The sequence below is a fragment of the Mesorhizobium sp. B2-3-7 genome (genome assembly GCF_006442695.1).
GTDB lineage: Bacteria > Pseudomonadota > Alphaproteobacteria > Rhizobiales > Rhizobiaceae > Mesorhizobium.
Window position 1 is genome coordinate 137,510 of record NZ_VFVV01000006.1, and the last position, 20,431, is coordinate 157,940.

Sequence of the window (20,431 nt, forward strand, 5' to 3'; positions counted from 1 at the left end):
TAGAGTGCGGCTGATTTCAACCAAACCGTTCGGAACTGATGCTCGCACGCCTGTTCGTGATCTTTGGTGGCCTGTTCGTGCTGGTGCTGTGCGCGGCGCTGGTGGGGCCGTATTTTGTCGACTGGTCCGGCTATCGGGCGCAGTTCGAGCGCGAAGCGAGCGCCATTCTCGGCCGCAAGGTGACCGTGCAGGGCGACGCCACGGCGCGCTTGTTGCCGTTTCCGTCGGTAACCTTCTCCAATGTCGCCGTTGCCGGCGGCCCCGCCGGCCAGCCGGCGATGACCGTCGAGACGTTTTCGATGGATGCGGAACTGGCGCCGTTCCTGCGTGGCGAGGTGCTGATTTTCGACATGCGGCTGGTGCGGCCGAAAGCGACGATCGACATCGCCGCCAATGGCACCGTCGACTGGGCGATGCGGCCGTCCTCGCCCTTCAACCTCAACCAGATCTCGATCGAGAAGCTGACGGTGACGGAAGGGCAGATCGAGCTGCGTCATGCCGCCGGCGGACGCAGCCACACCATGTCCGAGATCAATTCGACCATTTCGGCCAAATCGCTGGCGGGCCCGTGGCGCATGGATGGCACGTTGAGGTTCGACGGCCTGCGCACGACGGTTGCCGCCACTACCGGCAAGGCCGAAGCCAACGGCCAGATGCGGTTTCGGCTCAAGGCCGATCCCGACGCGTATCCGCTGGTCATCGAAACTGACGGCAATGCCGGCATCGTCAACGGCGCCGCCATCTACTCCGGACAGTTCAAGATTTCCGGCGCCGATAAGAACTCAGCCCAGTTGCGGGGCACCGATGGCGAGACGGTGAAGGTCGGCACCGGCAAGTCCAATCCCGGCTTTCGGGTTAACGGCAAGTTCGCGCTCGATCACCAGAAGCTCGGCATCGATGAATTCCGCTTCGAGACCGGACCCCTCGACAATCCCTATACCGCCGACGGCAAGGCCTCGATCGATCTCGGCCAGAAGCCGAGCTTCGCCATCGAGGCCAATGGCGCGCAGGTGCAGTTCGACGAGGCCGTGGGTGCGGCAGGCGCCGGCCTGACACTGGATCAGCGCATTGCCGGACTGGAACAGGCCTTGCTCGACCTGCCTAAGCCGACCATTCCCGGAACGGTCGAGGTCAGGTTGCCGGCCGTGGTGGCCGGTGACACCACGGTTCGCGACGTTCATCTTTCCGCCGAGCCGGTCGATGGCGGCTGGTCGGTGAAATCGCTCGCCGCGACACTGCCCGGCCGCGCCACGCTGGAGGCCGACGGCCTGCTCAGCGTCGAGAACCATTTCGGCTTCACCGGTTCGCTGCTGCTGGCGGTGGCGCAGCCTTCCGGCTTCGCTGCCTGGTTGTCGAAGGACGTCGACGAGGCGATCCGGCGTCTGCCCGCCGCCGGCTTCCGGGCCAAGGTCGATCTCTCCGAAAAGCGCCAGGCCTTCAGCGATCTCGAACTGGTCCTGGGCAAGGCGACGTTTTCCGGCCGCATCGATTCCAGCCAGCCCGACGATGCCAGGCCCTCGGTGCTGATGCGGCTGGAAGGCGGCGATCTCGATGTCGACGGGCTGGCGGCCTTCGCCTCGATCTTCATCAGCGACAAGGGCGCCAACCGATTTGCCGACCGCGACCTCGATTTCCAGATCAAGGCGGGACCGGTCAGCGCCGGAGGCTTGACCGCCGATACGGTCGACACCGCGCTCAGGCTGCGCGACGGGCTGCTTGAGATCGACCGGCTGTCGGTGGGCGGGCTGGCTGGCGCGTCGATCAGCGCCACAGGCCGGATCAAGGATTTTCCGGCGAGCCCGACCGGCAAGCTTGACGCCTCCGTCGTCGCCGTCGACCTGAAGCCGCTGATCGACGTGGCGGCGCAGCACTATGCCGACAACGCCGTGCTCAAGGGACTGGCTAGCCGCGCCGCAGCCTATCCCGACCTGTTCCAGGATTCACGCGTCGATCTTGTGGTGAGTGCCGCCGACAATGGCGACGGCACAACGGGGCTTGCTGTGAGCGGGCAAGGCAAGGCCGGCGGATCGTCCTTTTCCGCCTCGCTGTCGGGGAAGGGAGCGGTCGACAAGCTTCTTGAAGCGCCTGTGGCGCTGACCTTCAATGCCAGGAACCCCGACGCCACAGCGCTGCTGGCACTTTACGGCTTGCCGGCGCTGCCGCTCGGCATGCTCGGCGAGGCAAGCACCGACATCCAGGCCAAGGGCACGCTGGGCGGCGGCCTTGCGACGAGCTTCAGCCTTGCCGGCAACGACTTCAACGCCGGTTTCGACGGCACCGTAGCCGACACGCCCCAAGGTCCGGTCGCGAAGGGCAAGGTCAGCCTCGATGCGGCCGACATCGAGCCCTGGCTGATGACATCGGGCATAGGCCTGCCGGGCATGGGGACAGGCACGTCGACGTCGCTCACCGCGCAGGCCGATTACGGCAACGGCCTACTGGTGCTCTCCGGCCTCAACGCCGCCATCAACGAAGCTGCGGTGTCGGGTGACGTGAACATCGACGTCAAGGAGGGGATTGACGGCAAGGATGGCGTGCCGCATCTGGCCGGCTCGCTGGCGCTCGACGAACTTGATCTGGACCCGATGGCGGTGGCGCTGTTCGGCGATTCCGCGTTCACGGACAAGAGCGGAGACAATAAAGGCGGTGTGTGGCCGTCGGCCCCGTTCAGCCAGAAATCCAGCCTTCCATTCACGGCCGATCTCGACTTGACCACGGCTTCCCTTGCCGCAGGGCCATTCGCGACCGCCTATGACGCGGCCTTGTCGCTGAAGCTCGACCAGGAAGGCATCCGCGTGTCCGATCTCAAGGCGAAATTCCTTGGCGGTGCGCTGACCGGCCTGTTCGAATTGAAAAACAATGACGGCACTGGGCTTTTCACCGGCCAGATGAAGCTCGCGGACGCCGATCTGCCAGCCGTGCTGCCGGATGCCGGCATCGGCGGCAAGGGGGATGTCTCCGCGGCGTTTTCGACAAGCGGCAAATCGGTCGACGCGATGATCGCCGCTCTGTCGGGTTCGGGCACGGCGGCGCTGAAGGGCGTCACGGTCGCCGGCGTCAATCCCAATGCGTTCAGCACCTTCCTCGCCAAGGCGGACGCGATCGGCCGCGATATCGATGCAGCCAAGACCGCCGGCTTCGCGCCCGCTATCGCGGCAGATGGCAGTTTCGCGGCAAAGGATACCGACATCGCCTTCACCATTGCAGGTGGCACGCTGCGAGCGCCGCCGATCAGCCTCGAAAATCCTTCGGCGACCTTGTCCGCCGACATCACGGCGGACCTCAATGCCGATACGGTCTCCGCCAAGGGCGCGGTCACCTACCGGCCCGGCGACGAAGCGCTCGTCGGTTCCGAACCGGCGATGAATTTCAGCGTCGAGGGGCCGTTCGGCGCCGTCAAACGGCAGTTCGACAGCGAACCGCTGGCGCAGTTCCTGACCCAGCGCGCGCTCGAGAAGGAGCAGCAGCGGGTCGAGGCGATGCAGGCCGCGTTGCTGGAGAAGCAGCGGCTGCGGCGCGAGGTGCGCTACTACGCTGCGTTGCAGGACCAGCGCGACAAGGCGGCCGAGGAACTGCGACAGCAGGAGGAGGCGGCGCGGCTGAAGGCCGAGGCCGACGCCAAGGCGAAAGCCGAGGCGGAAGCTCAGGCGCGGGCCGAAGCAGAGGCCAGGGCCAAAGCGGATGCCGAGGCAAAGGCCAAAGCCGAGGCGGATGCCAAGGCAAAGGCCGAGGAGGCGATGCGGACCGCCTCGCAGGAGAAGGCAAGGCTGGAAGCAGAGCGCAAGGGCGCCGAGCAGGCGCCGAACCCGGAACGGGCGCCGCCGCCGGTGGCCAACGACAATCCGCCTCCGGCCAAACCGCAGTTCAATCCGTCTACGATCGACAATTTGCTGAAGTCTTTGCAGTAGGGCAGTAGGGTGGTAGGGTAGTAGGGTAGTAGGGTAGTAGGGTAGTAGGGTAGTAGGGTAGTAGGGTAGTAGGCAGGGATTTCCCTCGATCGTTCAAAGAACGAGCAGTTCGGCGCTGTCGGCGACGTAGCGGGCGTGACGAAAATCGCGGATGGCGGCAAGCTTGCCCTCCTGCCAGACCAGCAGGATGAAATAGGCTGGTCGCGCAGCCGGGTCGTTGCCGTCGTGAACGAGGACCACCGGCCTGTCCTCGACGAATCCCGGCACGAAACGCCAATCGCGGAGGCGGGAATAGTTGTGGAAATAGGTAGCCACTTCCTTGGGTCCGGTAAACCGCGTCCTGGCCACCAGCTCCAGGCGAACTTCATCGGCGAGCATGTCGCGCACGGCGTCGAAATCACGGGCGTTGAAGCGATCGATATAGGCTTCGAGCAACAGGCGTTCGGAGACGCCTAGCCTGGGAACCGGCCGATCCTCGGGCTCGGCGGCGAGCTGGCGCAAGCGGCCGCGGCCACGATGCAGCGCCGCCTTGACGGCCGGGACGCTGGTGTCCAGCGCGGCGCTGATCTCTTGCAGCGAATAACCCAGAACGTCCATCATGATGACGCTGCTGCGCTGCGCGACGGGCAGGCGCATGAAGGTGTGCAGGCCGGCGGCAGCGGCCTGACGGTCGAAGGTGGCGTTGGCCGGGTCGACGATCATGTCCGGATCCTCATCGGAAAAGGCCTTTTCGCGGGCTCGCCGGCGCAGAAAATCGAGTGCCGTGTTGTGCGCGATGCGGAACAGCCAGCCCTCCGGATTTGCGATCTGGCCGGCGTTCGGCAAAGCCTCGAACGCCTTGGCCAGCGCTTCCTGCAACACGTCCTCGCCGTCAAAGACGGAACCCGTCATGCGCGCGCAATAGCGGTGCAGCTTTGGGCGCAACTCCCCAAACAGGCGTTCGATGAGCGCGCGGTGCTCGCCAGGAATGAGGATGTTCATACGCCCGTCGTTCTCTACATCGCTTGATCGCGCCTACTGGTCCAGCATCCGGTAACTGCCTACTACCGTCATCGCCTCGCGATGCGGAGGCTCGATGCAGCGATCCCTGATGCCGTTCTGAAAAGTCGCGAATGCCGCTAGCCCCGGAAGGGTGCCGGCCTGCTCCTCGGTTGCCGCCTCGACCAGATGGAAGAAGGTACCGTCGCCGGACCGCCATGTCATGTAGCGAAACCGTTCGGGCGATTTATCCCGCAATTCCTGGAACACGGCCTTGACCAGCCGCTCGTTCTCGTCGACCAGCTCCGGTTTGGTCCTGTAACGTATCAAATGGTGTTTCATCTTGTCTGTTCCTTTGCCGGCCTGCACCTTGCAGGTCGCTCATGTCCGAGACGAAGCGGCGGAGCCAAAGGATTCGGGGTTTCCGGAATTTTTTTATGCGGCCCCTTATGTCCCATCTTCCCGATGGTAGCCGGGCTTCGCAAAAGTTGAATGGACGACGGCGCGTTGCTGACGGCTGTCGCGATCTCATCGTGCGCTCACCGTCGATCGAGGACGGTATGTCGGGCCTGTGGTTGGGCCAACAACGCCCAGGCCATGCGCGGCAGTTATTCGACCAGAATGCGCGCTTCCCTCGCGGCTTCGACAAAAGCATCCCTGGCGGTATCGGCCGATACGCCGCCGTTCATGGCCTGCCGGCACGCCCGCAGCGCAGCCTTATGCTTGATGCTTCCCGCATCGCGCCAGTGATTGGTGAGAAGGTCGAGAGCTTGTTCGGCATTGGACAGATTTCGAACGTCGCCAGTAACGCCTGTGGAAACCGGGACTGCCTTGGAAAACCAGATGTTGTACATGGCATAGCCTCCATTCAGCTAGGTTGCGAAACTTATCTCTAGAGCGTGTCGCGGTCCTTTCGGGCGAGCACGCTCCTCAGCATGGGTTCGATGCGCGAAAGCTCGTCGAGATGCACGGCCGACAAGTCGGCGAGGCAGGCATCGGCCCGCTCGGTCAGTTGCAGCAGCACCTTGCGCTGGTCCTCCTTGTCCTGATCTCTGACGATCAGCCCGGCCTCGCACAGGCGGTTGACCAGTTCGACGGCGCTATGATGGCGGATGCGCAAGCGTTCGGCGAGGTCGCCGATAGCTACCGGGCCTCCGCCGGGAAAACCCTTTATGGCGAGCAGTGCCTGATGTTGGCGCGGCGTCAGACCGGCGTCTTCGGCCTGTAGCTGGCTGAATTCCAGGAAGCGGCGGATCAGATAGCGGAACTCCGACAGCCGCTGGTAGTCGGCCTGGCTGATGGCGGGGCGGGGTTCTTTCGGATGCGACATATCAGACATGTGTTGTCATTCCGGCCAAAGCTCAAACGATTTCGGGCCAGGCCCGCTTGAATATTTATATCGTATTACGATACATAGCCGCCGGCAAAGCCGTTTTGACGGTTTGCCGATCCTCCAACAGCGACACGCCACGGAAAGCAGGCAGGCAATGAAGACCGAACAGGGCAGTCCCGGACATCTGCGCGATTTCACCACCGACGCCAGGGTGTTGCTGATCGCGGGCATCGCGGTGGTGGTGGCGACGGCCGGGCTGTTTGCCGGCATCATCCTGCTGAAATTGATCCGGCTCGCCACCAACGTCGCCTATTTCGGTCAATTCACGCTCGCCGATCTGAGGCTGGAGGACACGCCGCTTGGCTATGCCGCCGTCGCCGTGCCGGTGATCGGCGCACTCATTATCGGCCTGATGGCGCGCTACGGCAGCGAGAAAATCCGTGGCCACGGCATTCCAGAAGCGATCGAAGCGATCCTGCTCGGGCGCTCGCGGCTGGACGCCAAGGTCGCAGTGCTGAAGCCGCTGTCGTCGGCGATCTCGATCGGCTCCGGTGGACCGTTCGGCGCCGAGGGCCCAATTATCATGACCGGCGGCGCCATCGGCTCGCTGATCGCGCAGATGCTGCCGGTCAGCGACAATGAGCGCAAGACGCTGCTGGTGGCGGGCGCCGCCGCGGGCATGACCACCGTGTTCGGAACGCCGATCGCCGCCATCATGCTGGCGGTGGAGCTGCTTCTGTTCGAGTGGACGCCGCGCAGCTTCATTCCGGTGGCGGTGGCTGCCATCGTGGCGGAGGTCGAGCGCACCATGCTGCACATGCCGGGACCGATCTTTCCGTTTCAGGGCGGCATGGCGATTTCCTTTGCCGGTCTTGGCGGCTGGGTCCTGATCGGCGTTGCCGCCGGCCTCCTGTCTGCCTTGCTGACGCAGATGGTCTATGCCTGCGAGGACGGTTTCCAGAAGCTGCCGATCCACTGGATGTGGTGGCCGATGCTCGGCGGCCTCGTCGTCGGCATTGGCGGCCTGATCGAGCCGCAGGCGCTCGGCGTCGGCTACGACAACATATCCAGCATGCTGGACGGCCGTACGATCGCGACGGCGGCACTCCTGTTGTTGGTGGTGAAAGCCGTCATCTGGTCCGTGGCGTTGGGCTCGGGAACGTCGGGCGGCGTGCTGGCGCCGCTGCTGATCATGGGCGGCGCGATGGGCGCGGTGCTCGCCGGCTTCCTGCCGGCGGCCGATCCCGGCTTCTGGGCGCTGCTGGCGATGGCGGCGACCATGGGTGGCACGATGCGCGCGCCGCTGACGGCGACCTTCTTCGCGGTCGAATTGACCGGCAACACGCATGTGCTGGTGCCGCTGATCGCGGCCTGCGCCGCCGCCCATGCGGTGACGGTGCTTTTGATGAAACGTTCCATCCTGACCGAGAAGATCGCCAGGCGAGGGCATCATCTGGTGCGCGAATATCGGGTCGATCCGTTCGCGCTGACCAGGGTGCATGAAGTGATGACCACGCAGGTCCAGAGCGTGCCGGCGACGATGACGCTGCATGGTGCAGCGGCATTCCTGACCGCGCCGGAGACGCGTCATCCGAGCTTCCCGGTCATTGACGGCAACAGGCAGGTGCTCGGACTCATCGATCCACCGGCGATCCTGCGCTGGCGGCGTGCCGGCAAGCACCGGACGACGACGCTCGGCGAATTACTGGCCGGCAGCAAGGTGACGCTTGCCTATCCCGATGAATATCTGGAAGGCCTGTCGGACAAGCTCCTGATGGCCAACGTGTCGCATCTGCCGGTCGTGGCACGCGACGACGGAACGCTGGTCGGTTACGTCGGCTGGAAGGACCTGATGCGCGTCAGATCCAGGAAGCAGGCGGAGGAGCGCGATCGCACGGCCCTGCTGGGGTTCGGCACCCGCCGCGGGAAACAGGAAGGCGCTGCCTGACGGCGTCCCGGCATCAGGCGCGGCCGCGCTTCGCCCAGGCCAGTACATGGATCCGGAGCGCCGAGGACAAATTGGTGTCGCGCGGCCGGTTTTCGTCGACTTCCGCGACCAGCGCGGCAAGGGGCAGATTGCGCGCGACGGCGATGGCGACAAGGTCGTCAAAAAACGGCTTTTCGAGCGAATAGCTGGTGCGGTGGCCACGGATCGTCACCGAGCGTTTTTCGACCGGGCTCATCTGAAGCTCATTTGGGGTCCGGATCGCGCGGCGGTTGACGCCGATGGCCTGCGACGAAAGCCTCGGCCTTCTGGGCAACCAGGCGGTCGCGTTCCTTCTCTGCCCCGGAGCGGCCGTACAGGGCGCGGTTCTGGCTGGCCGTGCGTTCCTTCTCCAGCCTTGCCTTCTGCTTGCGAGCCTGGCGCAGATTGACGATGTCGGCCATAACGCGCGACCCGAAGGCTTATTTCTTGCGGAAGGCGTCGAGCGAGACGACTTCGGCGCCCTTGGCGGCATCGGCATCGGCCGCCTTCTTCTCGGGTTCGGCGGCCTTCTTCTCCGCCTTCGGCTTTTTCTCGGAGACGATGGCGAGCGGTTCGGACGCCGGCTGGGAAGCTGGCTCGTCATCTGACTGGCCTTCGGTCTTGACGTCGAATTCGAGTTCGAAGTTAACCGACGGATCGTAGAAGCCGCGCACCGCCGAGAACGGGATTTCGAGTTTTTCCGGCACGTCCGAGAAGGAGAGCCCGACCTCGAAACCGGTCTCGGTGACCTTCAGGTCCCAATACTGGAACTGGATGACGATGGTCATCTGCTCCGGATAGCGCTCGCGCAGCCGCGAAGACACGCGCACGCCCGGCGCGCCGGTCAGGAAGGTGATGAAGAAATGATGGTTGCCGGGGAGGCCGGTGCGCGCGACCTCGGCCAGGACCTTGCGCATGACGCCGCGCAACGCCTCCTGGGCCAGAATGTCATAGCGGATGTGGTCGTCGGCCATGTGGCGGTCGGGTTCCGTTGAATCGTCCGCATAGCTGTAATCAAGCTTGAGCGCGGCGTAAACCGCATATAGACCGCCGCCGCGAGGAAGCGAGGACGATTGCCGAGATTTGATCGCGGAAGCCGGCTTGCGTCACCCGCAAATGTCACGCGTTGGCAAGCGCGGCGTGTTTCTTGACGCTGGTCGGGGAGGGGCGCTTGCCGAAAGCGCGCAGGAAGGTGCGCACGCCATTTGTCGCCGATTGCACGACCTCGTCCTCGGCCGGGGTGCCGCCGAGCATGAAGGTCGTCTGCAATTCAGCATTGACGAGGCCGAGGAACTGCCGCGCCGCGACGTCGGGGTCGTCGATCGCGAGGTAACCGCCATAGGCAAGGCGGGCGAAGCGGGCGGCGATTGCCGGCCATGTCCTGCCAGGACCCTGTTCGCGCCATTCGGCGAACAGTTCGGGGTAGCGCTCGCCTTCGGTCTGGATCAGCTTGCGCAGGAATTTTCCGTCGCGGTTGCAGATGCAGTTCTGGTTCAGGCGCACGGCAAAGCCGATCAGATCCGCTTCCAGATCCCTCGGCTGGTCCGGGAACGTGGCGATGGTGGCGAAGATGCCGGCATTGCAGCGCTCGGTGAGATCGCGGACTACGGCGATGAAGAGCTTTTCCTTGTCGCCATGGTGGTTGTAGACGGTCTGGCGCGATACACCCGCCTCGGCGGCGATCAGGTCGATATTGGCGCCAGCAAAGCCCTCGCGGCAGAACACGGAAGCGGCGGCGTCGACCACCGAGATGCGCTTGGCCTCGTGGCTGCGTGGCGGGAAACTGTCAGGAGAAACGCCCGGTCTCATGAAAATCTATATAGAGGTGATTGACGATTTAGACAAGACTGTCTAAATTTGTGGACACGGTATAAGGGGTTCACCTCTGGACAGGCGAATAATTCGCTCTCGGAGAGTCGGAATCCCACGGGATCGAACGTCCTGGGGTCAGACGTCGCCTTGCGGCGGCAACCAGATTCGAAAGAAGCCAACATCATGAGTCCCAAATTCCTCCGCATCGCGGTCGTGCTCGGCCTGTTGTCCGCCATCGGGCCCTTCGCCATCGATATGTATCTGCCCGCATTGCCCTCGATCGGCGCGGATCTCAACGCCGGCACCGCAGCCGTGCAGATGAGCCTTTTGATCTTCTTCCTGTCGATGGGCTTCGGCCAGATCGTCGTCGGGCCAATCTCCGATATGGTCGGACGCAAGCTGCCGCTCTATGGCGGTCTTGCGCTGTTCATGGTCGGCGGCGTCGGTTCGGCATTGGCGCCGACGATCGAATGGCTGATCGCCTTCCGTTTCCTGCAGGGCCTTGGCGCCAGCGCCGGCATGGCCATTCCGCGCGCGATCGTGCGCGACCTGCACACTGGCAACGAAGCCGCCAAGCTGATGTCGTTGCTGATGCTGGTGTTCTCGGTATCGCCGATCCTGGCGCCGCTGACCGGCAGCCAGATCATCGAGAGTTTCGGTTGGCGCGCCGTGTTCTGGACCGTTACGGCCGCAGCGGTGCTAGCAACCATCCTGCTCGCGACCTCGCTCAAGGAGACGCGGCCGGCTGAAGAACGCGCCGGTTCTTCCTTTGGCACCGCCCTTTCAGGCTACCGTTTCCTGATGGGGGACCGCAATTTCCTCGGCCTGGTGGCGATCGCGGGCTTCGGCATTGCGAGCTTCTTCGTCTATCTGTCGAGCTCGTCCTTCATCCTGATCGACCATTACGGCCTGTCGCCTTCGGTCTATAGCGTGTTCTTCTCGATCAATGCCGTCGCCTTCATCGGCATGTCGCAGCTCACCGGCCTGCTTTCCGAGCGTTTCGGGCTCAAGCGGGTGGTGTGGGTGGCGGTGACCGGCTACGCCACGACGATGGTGGCACTGTTCGCTGTCATGGCTTCCGGTGTGGACCGGCTGGATGTGATGGCGGCGCTGCTGTTCGTCGGCTATGGCTTTCTCGGTCTGGTCATTCCGACCACCTCGGTATTGGCCATGGAGGAGCATGGCGAGATCGCCGGCACGGCTTCGGCGCTGATGGGCACGCTGCACTTCGCCATCGGTGCGCTCGCCATGGGTGTCGCCGGCATCTTCTTCGATGGCACACCGTTGCCGATGGTCGCCGGTATCACGCTCTGCGCGGTGATCTCCTTCACGTTGGCCAAGATCACCCTCGGCCGTTCGCGCGCGGTTGAAGCGCCGGCGGAGTAGGCAATCGCCAATAAATTGAAAGAGGCTGGGAAATTGAAAGAGGCCGGGCCGATCCCGGCCTTTTTCATGCCAATCCCGTTTCGTCCAGCATGAAGCGCAGCCGTGTCTCGACAGGCGCCAGGGGCAGCCGTACCAGTTCATAACCGAGTTCGGCATAGACGCCGACCAGCGCGTGACAGGTACGCTCGGCTTCGTCGAGCGTTTGCTTGCGCTCTTCATCCTGCGTGAAGATTTCGGGCCAGGGCGGGGCAACGAAGACACGAGGGTTGTAGCGGCAACGCTTCGCTGCGATGCCGACGTGATCGGGAACCGGCAGGCCGCAGAGGCGGAGATAGCCCAGCGTGTCGGGCACGCCACGATCGAAGAAGACCGGTCCTTCCTGTTCGATCGCAGCTCGGTAGGAGCGCATCTCCCACGACAGCATCAACTCGGCAAACAATGCGCGATCGCTCCACGGCAAGGCGGGGCCGCCAATGGCGGACTGGTCGCGAATGATGCCGCGTCCGGCCTCGACCGAGGTGGCGAACCCTGCACGGCGCAAGGCTTCGATCAGGGTGGTCTTGCCGGAGCCCGGACCGCCTGTCAGCACGAAGAATCGGTCGGAATTGTTTTGCATTCTTTGCCCATGGCGAAGGAGGCACGCGGCTCCACTGCGTCGCCTCCCATGGGCCGAGCGAAGTCTGGCCGGCGCGAGCCTGCCGTTGCGCGTGATGCAGATGAAAAAGGGGAGAAGTGGAGGTTTCTGTTGCCAGGTACCTCCGAACCCCGCCTAGAAGTGCGAACCCCTAGGGCTTGATTTGAAGCTATCGCACTGCATTAAGCAGCGAGACGTGCTTCCGCATAGTTGTCGTTGGCAACTATAAGTTTAGCCCGATGACGGTGGTACAATGCCGGGCAAAAGTACGATCTTTACACCTTCGTCGATCCTATTTCGCCCCCAGCAAAAGCCGCTCCGTCTTCCAGAGCGGTTTTTGGTGGAGGCGCCGGGTACCGCCCCCGGGTCCGAACGGCTTATTTCATCGCCAGTTTATCGCCATAGTCGGTCAAGCCGACGAAGCGAATATAAGGGTCCGTCGCCAGAAATGAAAGACCGCAATGGTGCTTTGTCCCTGTGTCAAAATGCGACGCGGCAGGGTTGACTTGGGAACGGTCTCAACCGAAGCTTTGCCGCGGTGAGGAGTTACCGACCGAGCGCACGAGTTGCGGAGCGCGCCACAGCCCTCATCGATCGGATCCGTGGCGCCGACGAGGGGAATTTTGATGGCCGACTATCTTGCAGACGTGAAGAAATACGACGCCGCGGCAAGTGCCGAAATTGTCGAGAAGATCGTCAAGCATCTGGGCATCGCGCTCAGGAACCGCGATTCCTCGCTGGTGTCCTGTACCGATCCCAAAGAACTCGAGCGCGTCCGGGAAAACTGGGTCGGCAAGAAGCTCGGCGTCGCCGATGCGGCGAAGGCAGATGCTGCGATCGAGAAGACCTGCAAGGCGATGGCCGCAGACAACACCAAGAATCGGGTAACTTTTTACTACCTCGTTGCCAAGGACCTGGGAAAGCTCGGTTCGCTCTGAGAATTCCGTGCTCGCGCGGCTGCTGAAGCGCGCCGCTGGTTTGTAACGGGCACGGCTTGTGCTGCCCCTCATCTGGCTGCCGCCATCTTCTCCCCGTATAGAGACGGGGAGAGGAATGCTGTCACCGATGGTTTCGCCAATTGCCGGCGTTGCAAGACGGACACCGAGGCTGCGGCCAGTTTGCTTGGATGTCGGCGCAGACGCCGAACAGTGATGAGGCAAGCGTCGCCTGCGCCGTTTTGATGTGTTCGGCCGCCTGTCTAGCAGCTATAATGCTCGCACAATCGAATCGAGCCGGACCGATGCGCCAGTATCTCGACCTTCTGCAGCACGTGCTGGATCATGGCGCCGACCGCGGCGACCGCACGGGCACGGGCACGCGCTCCGTGTTCGGCTACCAGATGCGCTTCGATCTGGCGCGCGGCTTTCCCGTCACCACCACCAAGAAGCTGCACCTGAAATCGATCATTCATGAGCTTTTGTGGTTCCTGGCCGGCGAAACCAATATCAAATATCTGACCGACCATGGCGTTTCCATCTGGGACGAATGGGCTGACGAGAATGGCGACCTTGGTCCCGTCTATGGCAAGCAGTGGCGTTCCTGGCCGGACGGCCATGGCGGGTCGATCGATCAGATAACCAATCTTGTGAAAGAGATACGCCGCAATCCTCAATCGCGGCGGCTGATCGTTTCGGCCTGGAATCCGGCCGAGGTGGAGGCGATGGCGTTGCCGCCATGCCATTGCCTGTTCCAGTTCTACGTCTCGGAAGGCCGGCTTTCCTGCCAGCTTTACCAGCGTTCCGGCGACATCTTCCTCGGCGTGCCGTTCAACATCGCCTCCTACGCCCTGCTGACGCTGATGGTGGCGCAGGTGACCGGCCTGAAGCCCGGTGATTTCGTCCATACGCTCGGTGACGCGCATCTTTATTCGAATCATTTCGAGCAGGCGCGCGAGCAGCTGCGGCGCACGCCAAGAACGCTGCCGACCATGTGGATCAACCCTGAAGTGAAGAATCTCTTCGCCTTCCGCTTCGAGGATTTCCGGCTGGAAAACTATGTCGCCGACGCGACGATCAAGGCGCCGATCGCGGTCTGAACCGCCGGCGCAGTCGTTGCCGACCTGATGTCTCGAGGCCGTGGCGATGGTGGTGCCTCGCCGGTACGTCGTTTTGATATCTTTTCGACAAGATCGGTCGACCTTACCCTCAGGCCAGGAGATTTCCGGGGGAGGCGTCCATGCGACTGTCAGCAGCGGTATTTGCGCTCGTCTTTGTCTTCGCTTTCAATGCCCACGCATTTGCCGAGTGCGGGTGTGAATGCATCAACAACAGCATGAAGCCGTTCTGCGACGATCCAGCTGCGAAGCTGCCAAACTGTCCCCGCGCGACTTGCAAGCCCGCTGACGCAGAGGGGAATGACCTTCCCGCAAGCACCATATCAAGCGAGACGCGGTATGTCTGCAAAGTGCGGATGGTGAAGACGCCGGAAGGCTCGTTTCGACACACACTTATCTGCATTTAGACATTGTCTCGCCTCTCCCAATAGATCACGGCGGCGACAGCTATGTCGCCCAAAAGTGACCGCGGTTTTGGGGGAACGACGCGCTTTAGAAGATTTCAGCCTTGGTTCCGTCGAGGGCAACGGGCGCCGATTTTCTTGTGACGTCTTCGTCTGCCTTTCGCTGTATCCGTGCTGGTCTATCGCAGGTCGCGATGACGCCGCGCATTCAATGGCGACGCTGGGCGAAAAACCTTTCCTTGTTATATTCATCCGGATATATCGGATGGCAGGCTTCGAGCAGGCCGAATGTCAACTCAGGGAGAGTTTCATGACGCGCAACGGTTTTGCAGTGGCGGCGGTCGCCATTGGTGGCTTCGCGGCGGCGTGGACGGCAGCAGTGCCGGCGGCGCGCGCGCAAGACGAGGTCGTGGTGTTTGCGGCCGCCAGCCTCAAGGACGCGCTCGACGCGGTCAACAAGGCCTGCGCGGCAGATGTCGGCGAAGCGGCGACCATCTCCTACGCGGCGAGTTCGGCGCTCGCCAAGCAGATCGAAAGCGGCGCGCCGGCGGACGTCTTCATCTCGGCCGATCTCGACTGGATGAAGTATCTTTCCGACAGGAAGCTGACCAAGCCCGATACCGAAGTGAAGCTGCTCGGCAACCAGATCGTGCTGGTGGCGCCGAAGGATTCGGGCGTTGAAGCCAAGATCGAAAAGGGTTTTGATCTGGCCAAGCTGGTCGGCGACGGCAAGCTCGCCATGGGCGACCTCAAGGCTGTGCCGGCTGGCAAATACGGCAAGGCCGCGCTTGAATCGCTCGGCGTCTGGTCCTCGGTCGAGGGCAAGGTGGCGCAGGCCGAGAATGTGCGTGCGGCACTCAAGCTGGTCTCGACGGGCGAAGCGGCTCTCGGCATCGTCTATGCCACGGACGCGCATGCCGAAAAGGGCGTCAAGGTGGTTGGTGTTTTCCCCGAGGATTCACATCCGCCGATCATCTATCCGGTTGCCCAAACGGCTGATTCGAAGGACAAGGACACGCCTGCCTTCCTGAAGTGCCTGCGGACGGCAAAGGCATCGGATCTATTCAAGGAGCAGGGTTTCACGGTCCTTGCGCCCGTCAACTAGGATAGCCACCTGCGCATGAACTGGCTGCTGGACCTCACTCCCGACGAATGGAATGCGGTCCGGCTGTCCATCAAGGTGGCGACAGTGGCGATGATCGCCAGCCTGCCGCCGGGCATAGCGATAGCGCTGCTCCTGGCGCGCGGCCGCTTCTGGGGCAAGACGCTGCTCAACGGGCTGGTGCATCTGCCGCTGATCCTGCCGCCCGTGGTGACCGGCTATCTCCTGCTTCTGACCTTCGGCAAGCGCGGGCCGGCCGGCGCATTCCTGGCCGAGCATTTCGGCATCGTTTTTTCCTTTCGCTGGACGGGTGCGGCTCTTGCCTGCGGCGTCATGGGTTTTCCGCTGATGGTGCGGGCGATCCGATTGTCGATCGAGGCCGTCGACCGCAAGATGGAGGCGGCGGCCGGAACGCTCGGCGCAAGCCCGCCATGGGTGTTCGGCACCATCACCTTGCCGCTGATCTTGCCTGGGCTGATCGCCGGCGCCATCCTCTCCTTCGCCAAGGCGATGGGCGAGTTCGGGGCGACGATCACCTTCGTCTCCAACATCCCGAACGAGACGCAGACGCTGCCGTCGGCAATCTACACGTTCACCCAGGTGCCGGGCGGCGATGCCGGCGCGCTTCGGCTGACGCTGATCTCGATCGTCATCTCGATGGCCGCCCTGGTGGCCTCGGAAGTGCTGGCGCGGCGCGTCGGCCGGCGGATGGACATCGAATGACGGTCGTTGTCGACATCCGCCATCGGCTCGGCGATTTCCCGCTCGACATCCGCTTCGAGAGCGCCGGGCGGCTGACGGCGCTGTTCGGGCCCTCTGGCTCGGGCAAGACGACGCTGATCAATATGATTGCCGGGTTGATCCGGCCCGATCAGGGACGCATCGAGATCGATGGGCGTGTGCTGGTCGACACCGCCAAGGGCATTTTCGTGCCGAAGCACAGGCGCCGGATCGGCATGGTGTTCCAGGACGCGCGTCTGTTTCCGCATCTGAGCGTGGCGAGCAATTTGCGCTACGGCCGCTGGTTCACGCCGGCGGCGGAGCGTTATGCCGAGATCGACGCCGTCGTCGAATTGCTCGGCATCGAGCCGCTGCTGGCGCGGCGGCCGGCAAAGCTCTCGGGCGGCGAGAGGCAGCGCGTCGCGATCGGCCGGGCGCTGCTCGCCAGCCCCCGGCTGTTGCTGATGGACGAGCCGCTGGCCTCGCTCGACGAGGCGCGCAAGGCCGAAATCCTGCCCTATGTCGAGCGCCTGCGCGACGAGACCAAGATCCCGATCGTCTATGTCAGCCATTCGATCGCCGAGGTGGCGCGGCTGGCGAGCGACGTGGTGATGCTGGCGCGAGGCAAGCTTGCCACCAGCGGCCCGACCACGGCTGTCATGCAAAGGCCGGACCTTCTGCCGGCGGAGGAGCGCGGCGAGGGCGGCGCGGTGCTGGACACCAGCGTACTGCAGCATGACGAGGTTTTCGGCATGACGGTGCTTGGCTCGAACGCCGGCGAGATACGTGTGCCCAAGCTGGCGGCGACGGTGGGCGCGCCGGTGCGCATACGCATCCGCGCGCGCGACGTCATGATCGCCACCGAACGGCCGTCTCGTCTCAGCGCGCTCAACATCCTGGCCGGCACGATCGTCGCGATCAGACCGGGCGAGGGGCCGACGGTCGAGATCGGTATCGACTGCAACGGCGCGACCGTGCTGGCACGGGTCACCGAACAGTCGCGGCAGGTTCTGAAGCTGCGGCTCGGCGGACAGGTCTTCGCCGTGATCAAGACGGTGAGTTTCGACCAGGCAAACACCGGGGGCGGGCTCCCCGCGGAGGCGGACGGCTGAGACGGCGAGCGGGTCTCTGCGCTATATCGATTTGGAATAGCGAGGCGGCCAGGGACGCTCTAACATGGCGGGCGTGATCGCGGAGGAAGACAATGCCGTCGCTGAGCTTGCGGATAAATCTCGACCCCGACGGGCGCATCGGGCCGGGCAAGATCGAATTGCTGGAGCAGATCGCCGCCTTCGGTTCGATCTCGGCCGCCGCGCGCGGTATGGAGATGTCCTACAAGCATGCGTGGGACTTGGTCGAGGACATGAACCGGGTGTTCGGCAAGCCGCTGGTGGCCGCGCAGACCGGCGGCCGCAAGGGCGGCGGCGCACAATTGACGGCGGTGGGCCTGGCCGTGGTCAGCCGTTTCCGCGCCATCGAACGCGCGGCGGCTTCGGCCGCCGCGACGCATATGGAGGCGTTGCAGGCGGAGATTGAGGAGGGGTAGGGCAGTAGGGCAGTAGGGCAGTAGGGCAGTAGGGCAGTAGGGCAGTAGGGCAGTAGGGCAGTAGGGCAGTAGGGCAGACCAACTCGGGCGCGTCGAATTTTTCGTGTGCTTTCTTGTGTTCCGGCTCCTGATGTCTCGTTCACTTACTGCCTTACTGCCCTACTCCCCTACCTTCCTCAGCACGTACGTATCCATGATCCAGCCCTTTTCCCCGCGGGCCTGCTCGCGGATTTTCTCGATTTCGGCGCCGACGTCGCGGAGGCGGCCGGAGACGATGATTTCGTCCGGCGTGCCGAGATAGGCGCCCCATTGGATGAAAAGATCCTGGTCGGCGAGCGTGTTGAAGGCGCATTTGCCGTCAAGCATGACGACGGCGCTGCCGGCATTTTGCGGCATACCTTCTTCCGTCAACCGGCGGCCGGTGGTGATCAGGATGGAATCGCCGATGCGGTTCAGCGCTGTCGCGTGGCTGGCGGCGAGCGCCTGGATGGCGGTGATGCCGGGAATAACCTCCAGTTCGAAGGCGACGTTGCCCCTGAGGCGTACGCGCTCCAGGATGCGCAGCGCGCTGTCGTAGAGCGAGGGGTCGCCCCAGATCAGGAAGGCGCCGCAACCATCCTCGGCGATCTCTTCGCGGATCAGGTCTTCATAGATGGCGGCGATTGCCTCGTGCCAGTCATCGACAGTCGAGCGATAGGAAGGCGCCGGTTCGGCCCGCACGGGCACGTCGAATTCCACGCGGCGTGAATTCGGGTTGGTGACGAAGCGGTCGCAGATGTGACGGCGCAGTTCGGCAAGATCGTTCTTCTTCGCACCCTTGTCGGGGATGAACAGCACGTCGGCCCGATTGAGGCCGTCTATGGCCTGCACGGTCATATGGTCGGGATTGCCGGCGCCGATGCCGATGACGAGAAGCTTGCGCATGAAGCGAACTCCTGCCCGATCGCAACCCTTTAGTCCAGACTGGCGTGGCGCGGATGCGGAAGGGCTTTGAAACGCCACGTTGAAACCGCTAGGGTCATCGCGACATTCTCGCCGAGGGGCTTTCATGTTGCGATATGTTCTGACGGCGGTGCTGGCCTTGTCGGCCGCACCCGCGTTCGCCAATGATTCCGTTGCCGAGCTCGGCACAGGCGGTCTGGTCCTGTCGCGCAGCGATGCCGTGGCGATGCAGAGCGAGGACCTCTTCATCTCGCCGGAAAAGGTGACCGTGGATTACGTCTTCCACAACAACACCGACAAGGACGTCGAGGCGATCGTCGCCTTCCCAATGCCCGACATATCCGGCGATCCCGAGGAGATGCCGGCGATCCCCGAAAACCAGAGCGACAATTTCCTCGGCTTCGAGGTGACGATCGACGGCGTGGCGGCGAAGCCTGAGCTCGAGCAGAAGGTGTTCGCGCTCGGCATCGACATCGGTGCCGACCTGAAGGCGCAGAACGTGCCTTTCAACCCATTCGGTGAAGCGGCAAAGGCGGCGCTCGCGAAGCTGCCGCAAACGGTGGCCGACGATTGGGTCACCCGCGGCATCATCATCGAGGACACTGTCGATGACAGCGCTGGCGCGAAACCCAACTATGCACCGTTCTGGCAATTGCGCTCGACCTATTGGTGGCGCTCGACCTTTCCGGCCAACAAGGACGTCCACGTTTCCCACCGCTACAAACCGAGCGTCGGCGGCACCTCGTCGGTCAGCTTCTTCTACGACGGCAAGTTCCAGGGACAGTACGCCGCCTACAAGTCCCGCTACTGCATGGACGACACGTTCGAGAACGCAGTGCGCAAGGCTGCCAAGAACGATCCCGACGGCTATCCAAAGTATTACGAGAGCCGCATCGCCTACATCCTGACCACCGGCGGCAACTGGGCGGCCGGCAGCATCGGCAAGTTCAAGCTGACCGTCGACAAGGACAATCCCAAAGCCCTGGTCTCGTTCTGCGGCGACAATGTCAGGAAGGTCGGGCCGACGAGTTTCGAGATGACGGCTGAGGACTTCTATCCAGAGCGCGACATCGACATCCTTATCCTCGATCCATCCGACAATGGGGACGGCAACTGATGCACGTGGCAATCTATGTCGCCATCGCCGAGAACGGCGTTATCGGGCGGGACGGGGGGCTGCCCTGGCGGCTTTCCACCGATCTCAAGCGCTTCAAGGCAGACACGATGGGCAAACCTATCATCATGGGACGCAAGACCTATGAAGGCATCGGCCGGCCGCTGCCGGGCAGGCTGAACATCGTTGTCACCCGTGACAAGGCTTGGCGCGCCGACGGGGTGGAGGTGGCGCATACGCTCGAGAACGCGATCCAGCTGGCTGATGTGCGGGGGCGCTGCATGAGCGGGGTGGACGAGGTCTGCGTGATCGGCGGCGGCGAAATCTATGCGCAGGCGCTACCGCTCGCTGACCGGCTGCATGTCACCCATGTGCTGGCCGCTGTCGACGGCGACGCGCATTTCCCGCCGATCGATCCGAAACGCTGGCGCGAAGTCAGTTCGCAGGAGATCCCGGTCGGCGAAAAGGACAGCCACGCGACGCGCTATACGGTTTACGAGCGACGCCGCGAGAGCCATTGAAAGAAAAAAGGC

At 63.4% G+C, this 20,431-nt stretch carries 21 protein-coding genes and 1 other RNA gene; 11 read left to right on the top strand and 11 right to left on the bottom strand.

Annotated features, from left to right (window positions below):
- Positions 1 to 38: 38 nt before the first annotated feature.
- Positions 39 to 3,908 (top strand): AsmA family protein, encoded by a 3,870-nt coding sequence (locus tag FJ940_RS13680; RefSeq protein ID WP_140656815.1) that lies wholly within the window; start codon positions 39 to 41, stop codon positions 3,906 to 3,908.
- 93 nt (positions 3,909 to 4,001) lie between these two features.
- On the opposite strand, the gene FJ940_RS13685 is transcribed toward FJ940_RS13680, so the two are convergent.
- The 4 genes from FJ940_RS13685 to FJ940_RS13700 form a co-directional block, all read right to left on the bottom strand.
- Positions 4,002 to 4,889 carry a sigma-70 family RNA polymerase sigma factor gene (locus tag FJ940_RS13685; RefSeq protein ID WP_140656816.1) on the bottom strand — a complete coding sequence of 296 codons (888 nt, stop codon included), beginning with the start codon at positions 4,887 to 4,889 and terminating at the stop codon, positions 4,002 to 4,004.
- A 33-nt stretch (positions 4,890 to 4,922) separates the two neighbouring features.
- Entirely contained in the window at positions 4,923 to 5,228 is a 306-nt protein-coding gene (locus FJ940_RS13690; RefSeq protein WP_140656817.1) for a hypothetical protein, read from the bottom strand.
- Between the two features lie 266 nt (positions 5,229 to 5,494).
- Positions 5,495 to 5,740, bottom strand: a complete 246-nt coding sequence (locus FJ940_RS13695; RefSeq protein ID WP_140495302.1) for a DUF982 domain-containing protein — start codon at positions 5,738 to 5,740, stop codon at positions 5,495 to 5,497.
- Positions 5,741 to 5,778: 38 nt separating this feature from the next.
- Positions 5,779 to 6,225, bottom strand: coding sequence for a MarR family winged helix-turn-helix transcriptional regulator (locus tag FJ940_RS13700; RefSeq protein WP_140495304.1), 447 nt, complete (start codon positions 6,223 to 6,225; stop codon positions 5,779 to 5,781).
- 148 nt (positions 6,226 to 6,373) lie between these two features.
- Here FJ940_RS13700 and FJ940_RS13705 point away from each other — a divergent pair, with 148 nt between their 5' ends.
- The gene (locus FJ940_RS13705) at positions 6,374 to 8,167 is read left to right on the top strand and encodes a chloride channel protein (RefSeq protein WP_140656819.1); all 1,794 of its coding nucleotides are present in this window, start codon (positions 6,374 to 6,376) and stop codon (positions 8,165 to 8,167) included.
- Positions 8,168 to 8,180: 13 nt separating this feature from the next.
- Here the strand turns inward: FJ940_RS13705 and FJ940_RS13710 are convergent, their stop codons facing one another.
- From FJ940_RS13710 to FJ940_RS13725, 4 genes are all read right to left on the bottom strand, one after another.
- Positions 8,181 to 8,402 (bottom strand): ribbon-helix-helix domain-containing protein, encoded by a 222-nt coding sequence (locus FJ940_RS13710; protein WP_140516531.1) that lies wholly within the window; start codon positions 8,400 to 8,402, stop codon positions 8,181 to 8,183.
- A 7-nt stretch (positions 8,403 to 8,409) separates the two neighbouring features.
- Positions 8,410 to 8,607, bottom strand: a complete 198-nt coding sequence (locus FJ940_RS13715) for a DUF4169 family protein (protein ID WP_140656820.1) — start codon at positions 8,605 to 8,607, stop codon at positions 8,410 to 8,412.
- 18 nt (positions 8,608 to 8,625) lie between these two features.
- Positions 8,626 to 9,159, bottom strand: coding sequence for an SspB family protein (locus tag FJ940_RS13720; RefSeq protein ID WP_140495312.1), 534 nt, complete (start codon positions 9,157 to 9,159; stop codon positions 8,626 to 8,628).
- Between the two features lie 145 nt (positions 9,160 to 9,304).
- Positions 9,305 to 9,994: a TetR/AcrR family transcriptional regulator gene (locus FJ940_RS13725; protein WP_140495314.1), complete on the bottom strand. Its 690-nt coding sequence runs from the start codon at positions 9,992 to 9,994 to the stop codon at positions 9,305 to 9,307.
- Between the two features lie 186 nt (positions 9,995 to 10,180).
- Here FJ940_RS13725 and FJ940_RS13730 point away from each other — a divergent pair, with 186 nt between their 5' ends.
- Positions 10,181 to 11,383: a multidrug effflux MFS transporter gene (locus tag FJ940_RS13730; RefSeq protein WP_140579986.1), complete on the top strand. Its 1,203-nt coding sequence runs from the start codon at positions 10,181 to 10,183 to the stop codon at positions 11,381 to 11,383.
- A gap of 64 nt (positions 11,384 to 11,447) precedes the next feature.
- Here the strand turns inward: FJ940_RS13730 and FJ940_RS13735 are convergent, their stop codons facing one another.
- Both FJ940_RS13735 and ssrA read right to left on the bottom strand, forming a co-directional pair.
- Positions 11,448 to 11,999: an AAA family ATPase gene (locus FJ940_RS13735; protein WP_140579985.1), complete on the bottom strand. Its 552-nt coding sequence runs from the start codon at positions 11,997 to 11,999 to the stop codon at positions 11,448 to 11,450.
- 115 nt (positions 12,000 to 12,114) lie between these two features.
- Positions 12,115 to 12,475: a transfer-messenger RNA gene (gene ssrA, locus FJ940_RS13740) on the bottom strand.
- A 168-nt stretch (positions 12,476 to 12,643) separates the two neighbouring features.
- Between ssrA and FJ940_RS13745 the strand changes: the two genes are divergently transcribed.
- From FJ940_RS13745 to FJ940_RS13770, 6 genes are all read left to right on the top strand, one after another.
- The gene (locus FJ940_RS13745; RefSeq protein ID WP_140495320.1) at positions 12,644 to 12,955 is read left to right on the top strand and encodes a DUF2853 family protein; all 312 of its coding nucleotides are present in this window, start codon (positions 12,644 to 12,646) and stop codon (positions 12,953 to 12,955) included.
- Positions 12,956 to 13,257: 302 nt separating this feature from the next.
- The gene (locus FJ940_RS13750) at positions 13,258 to 14,052 is read left to right on the top strand and encodes a thymidylate synthase (protein ID WP_140580061.1); all 795 of its coding nucleotides are present in this window, start codon (positions 13,258 to 13,260) and stop codon (positions 14,050 to 14,052) included.
- A 732-nt stretch (positions 14,053 to 14,784) separates the two neighbouring features.
- Positions 14,785 to 15,579 (top strand): molybdate ABC transporter substrate-binding protein, encoded by a 795-nt coding sequence (gene modA, locus FJ940_RS13755; protein ID WP_140564223.1) that lies wholly within the window; start codon positions 14,785 to 14,787, stop codon positions 15,577 to 15,579.
- Between the two features lie 15 nt (positions 15,580 to 15,594).
- Entirely contained in the window at positions 15,595 to 16,299 is a 705-nt protein-coding gene (gene modB / locus FJ940_RS13760; RefSeq protein ID WP_140495324.1) for a molybdate ABC transporter permease subunit, read from the top strand.
- Positions 16,296 to 17,408, top strand: a complete 1,113-nt coding sequence (gene modC, locus FJ940_RS13765; RefSeq protein ID WP_140656821.1) for a molybdenum ABC transporter ATP-binding protein — start codon at positions 16,296 to 16,298, stop codon at positions 17,406 to 17,408. Before modB ends, modC begins: the two co-directional genes overlap by 4 nt.
- Before the next feature lie 92 nt (positions 17,409 to 17,500).
- Positions 17,501 to 17,842, top strand: coding sequence for a winged helix-turn-helix domain-containing protein (locus FJ940_RS13770; protein ID WP_140495328.1), 342 nt, complete (start codon positions 17,501 to 17,503; stop codon positions 17,840 to 17,842).
- A gap of 159 nt (positions 17,843 to 18,001) precedes the next feature.
- On the opposite strand, the gene cobF is transcribed toward FJ940_RS13770, so the two are convergent.
- Positions 18,002 to 18,766, bottom strand: a complete 765-nt coding sequence (cobF, locus tag FJ940_RS13775) for a precorrin-6A synthase (deacetylating) (RefSeq protein WP_140495330.1) — start codon at positions 18,764 to 18,766, stop codon at positions 18,002 to 18,004.
- Positions 18,767 to 18,890: 124 nt separating this feature from the next.
- On the opposite strand from cobF, the gene FJ940_RS13780 reads away from it, so the two are divergent.
- Together FJ940_RS13780 and FJ940_RS13785 are read left to right on the top strand one after the other, a co-directional pair.
- Positions 18,891 to 19,901 (top strand): DUF4424 domain-containing protein, encoded by a 1,011-nt coding sequence (locus FJ940_RS13780; RefSeq protein ID WP_140579983.1) that lies wholly within the window; start codon positions 18,891 to 18,893, stop codon positions 19,899 to 19,901.
- On the top strand, positions 19,901 to 20,419 hold the full coding sequence (locus FJ940_RS13785; protein ID WP_140579982.1) for a dihydrofolate reductase: 519 nt from the start codon (positions 19,901 to 19,903) through the stop codon (positions 20,417 to 20,419). Before FJ940_RS13780 ends, FJ940_RS13785 begins: the two co-directional genes overlap by 1 nt.
- Positions 20,420 to 20,431 lie beyond the last annotated feature (12 nt).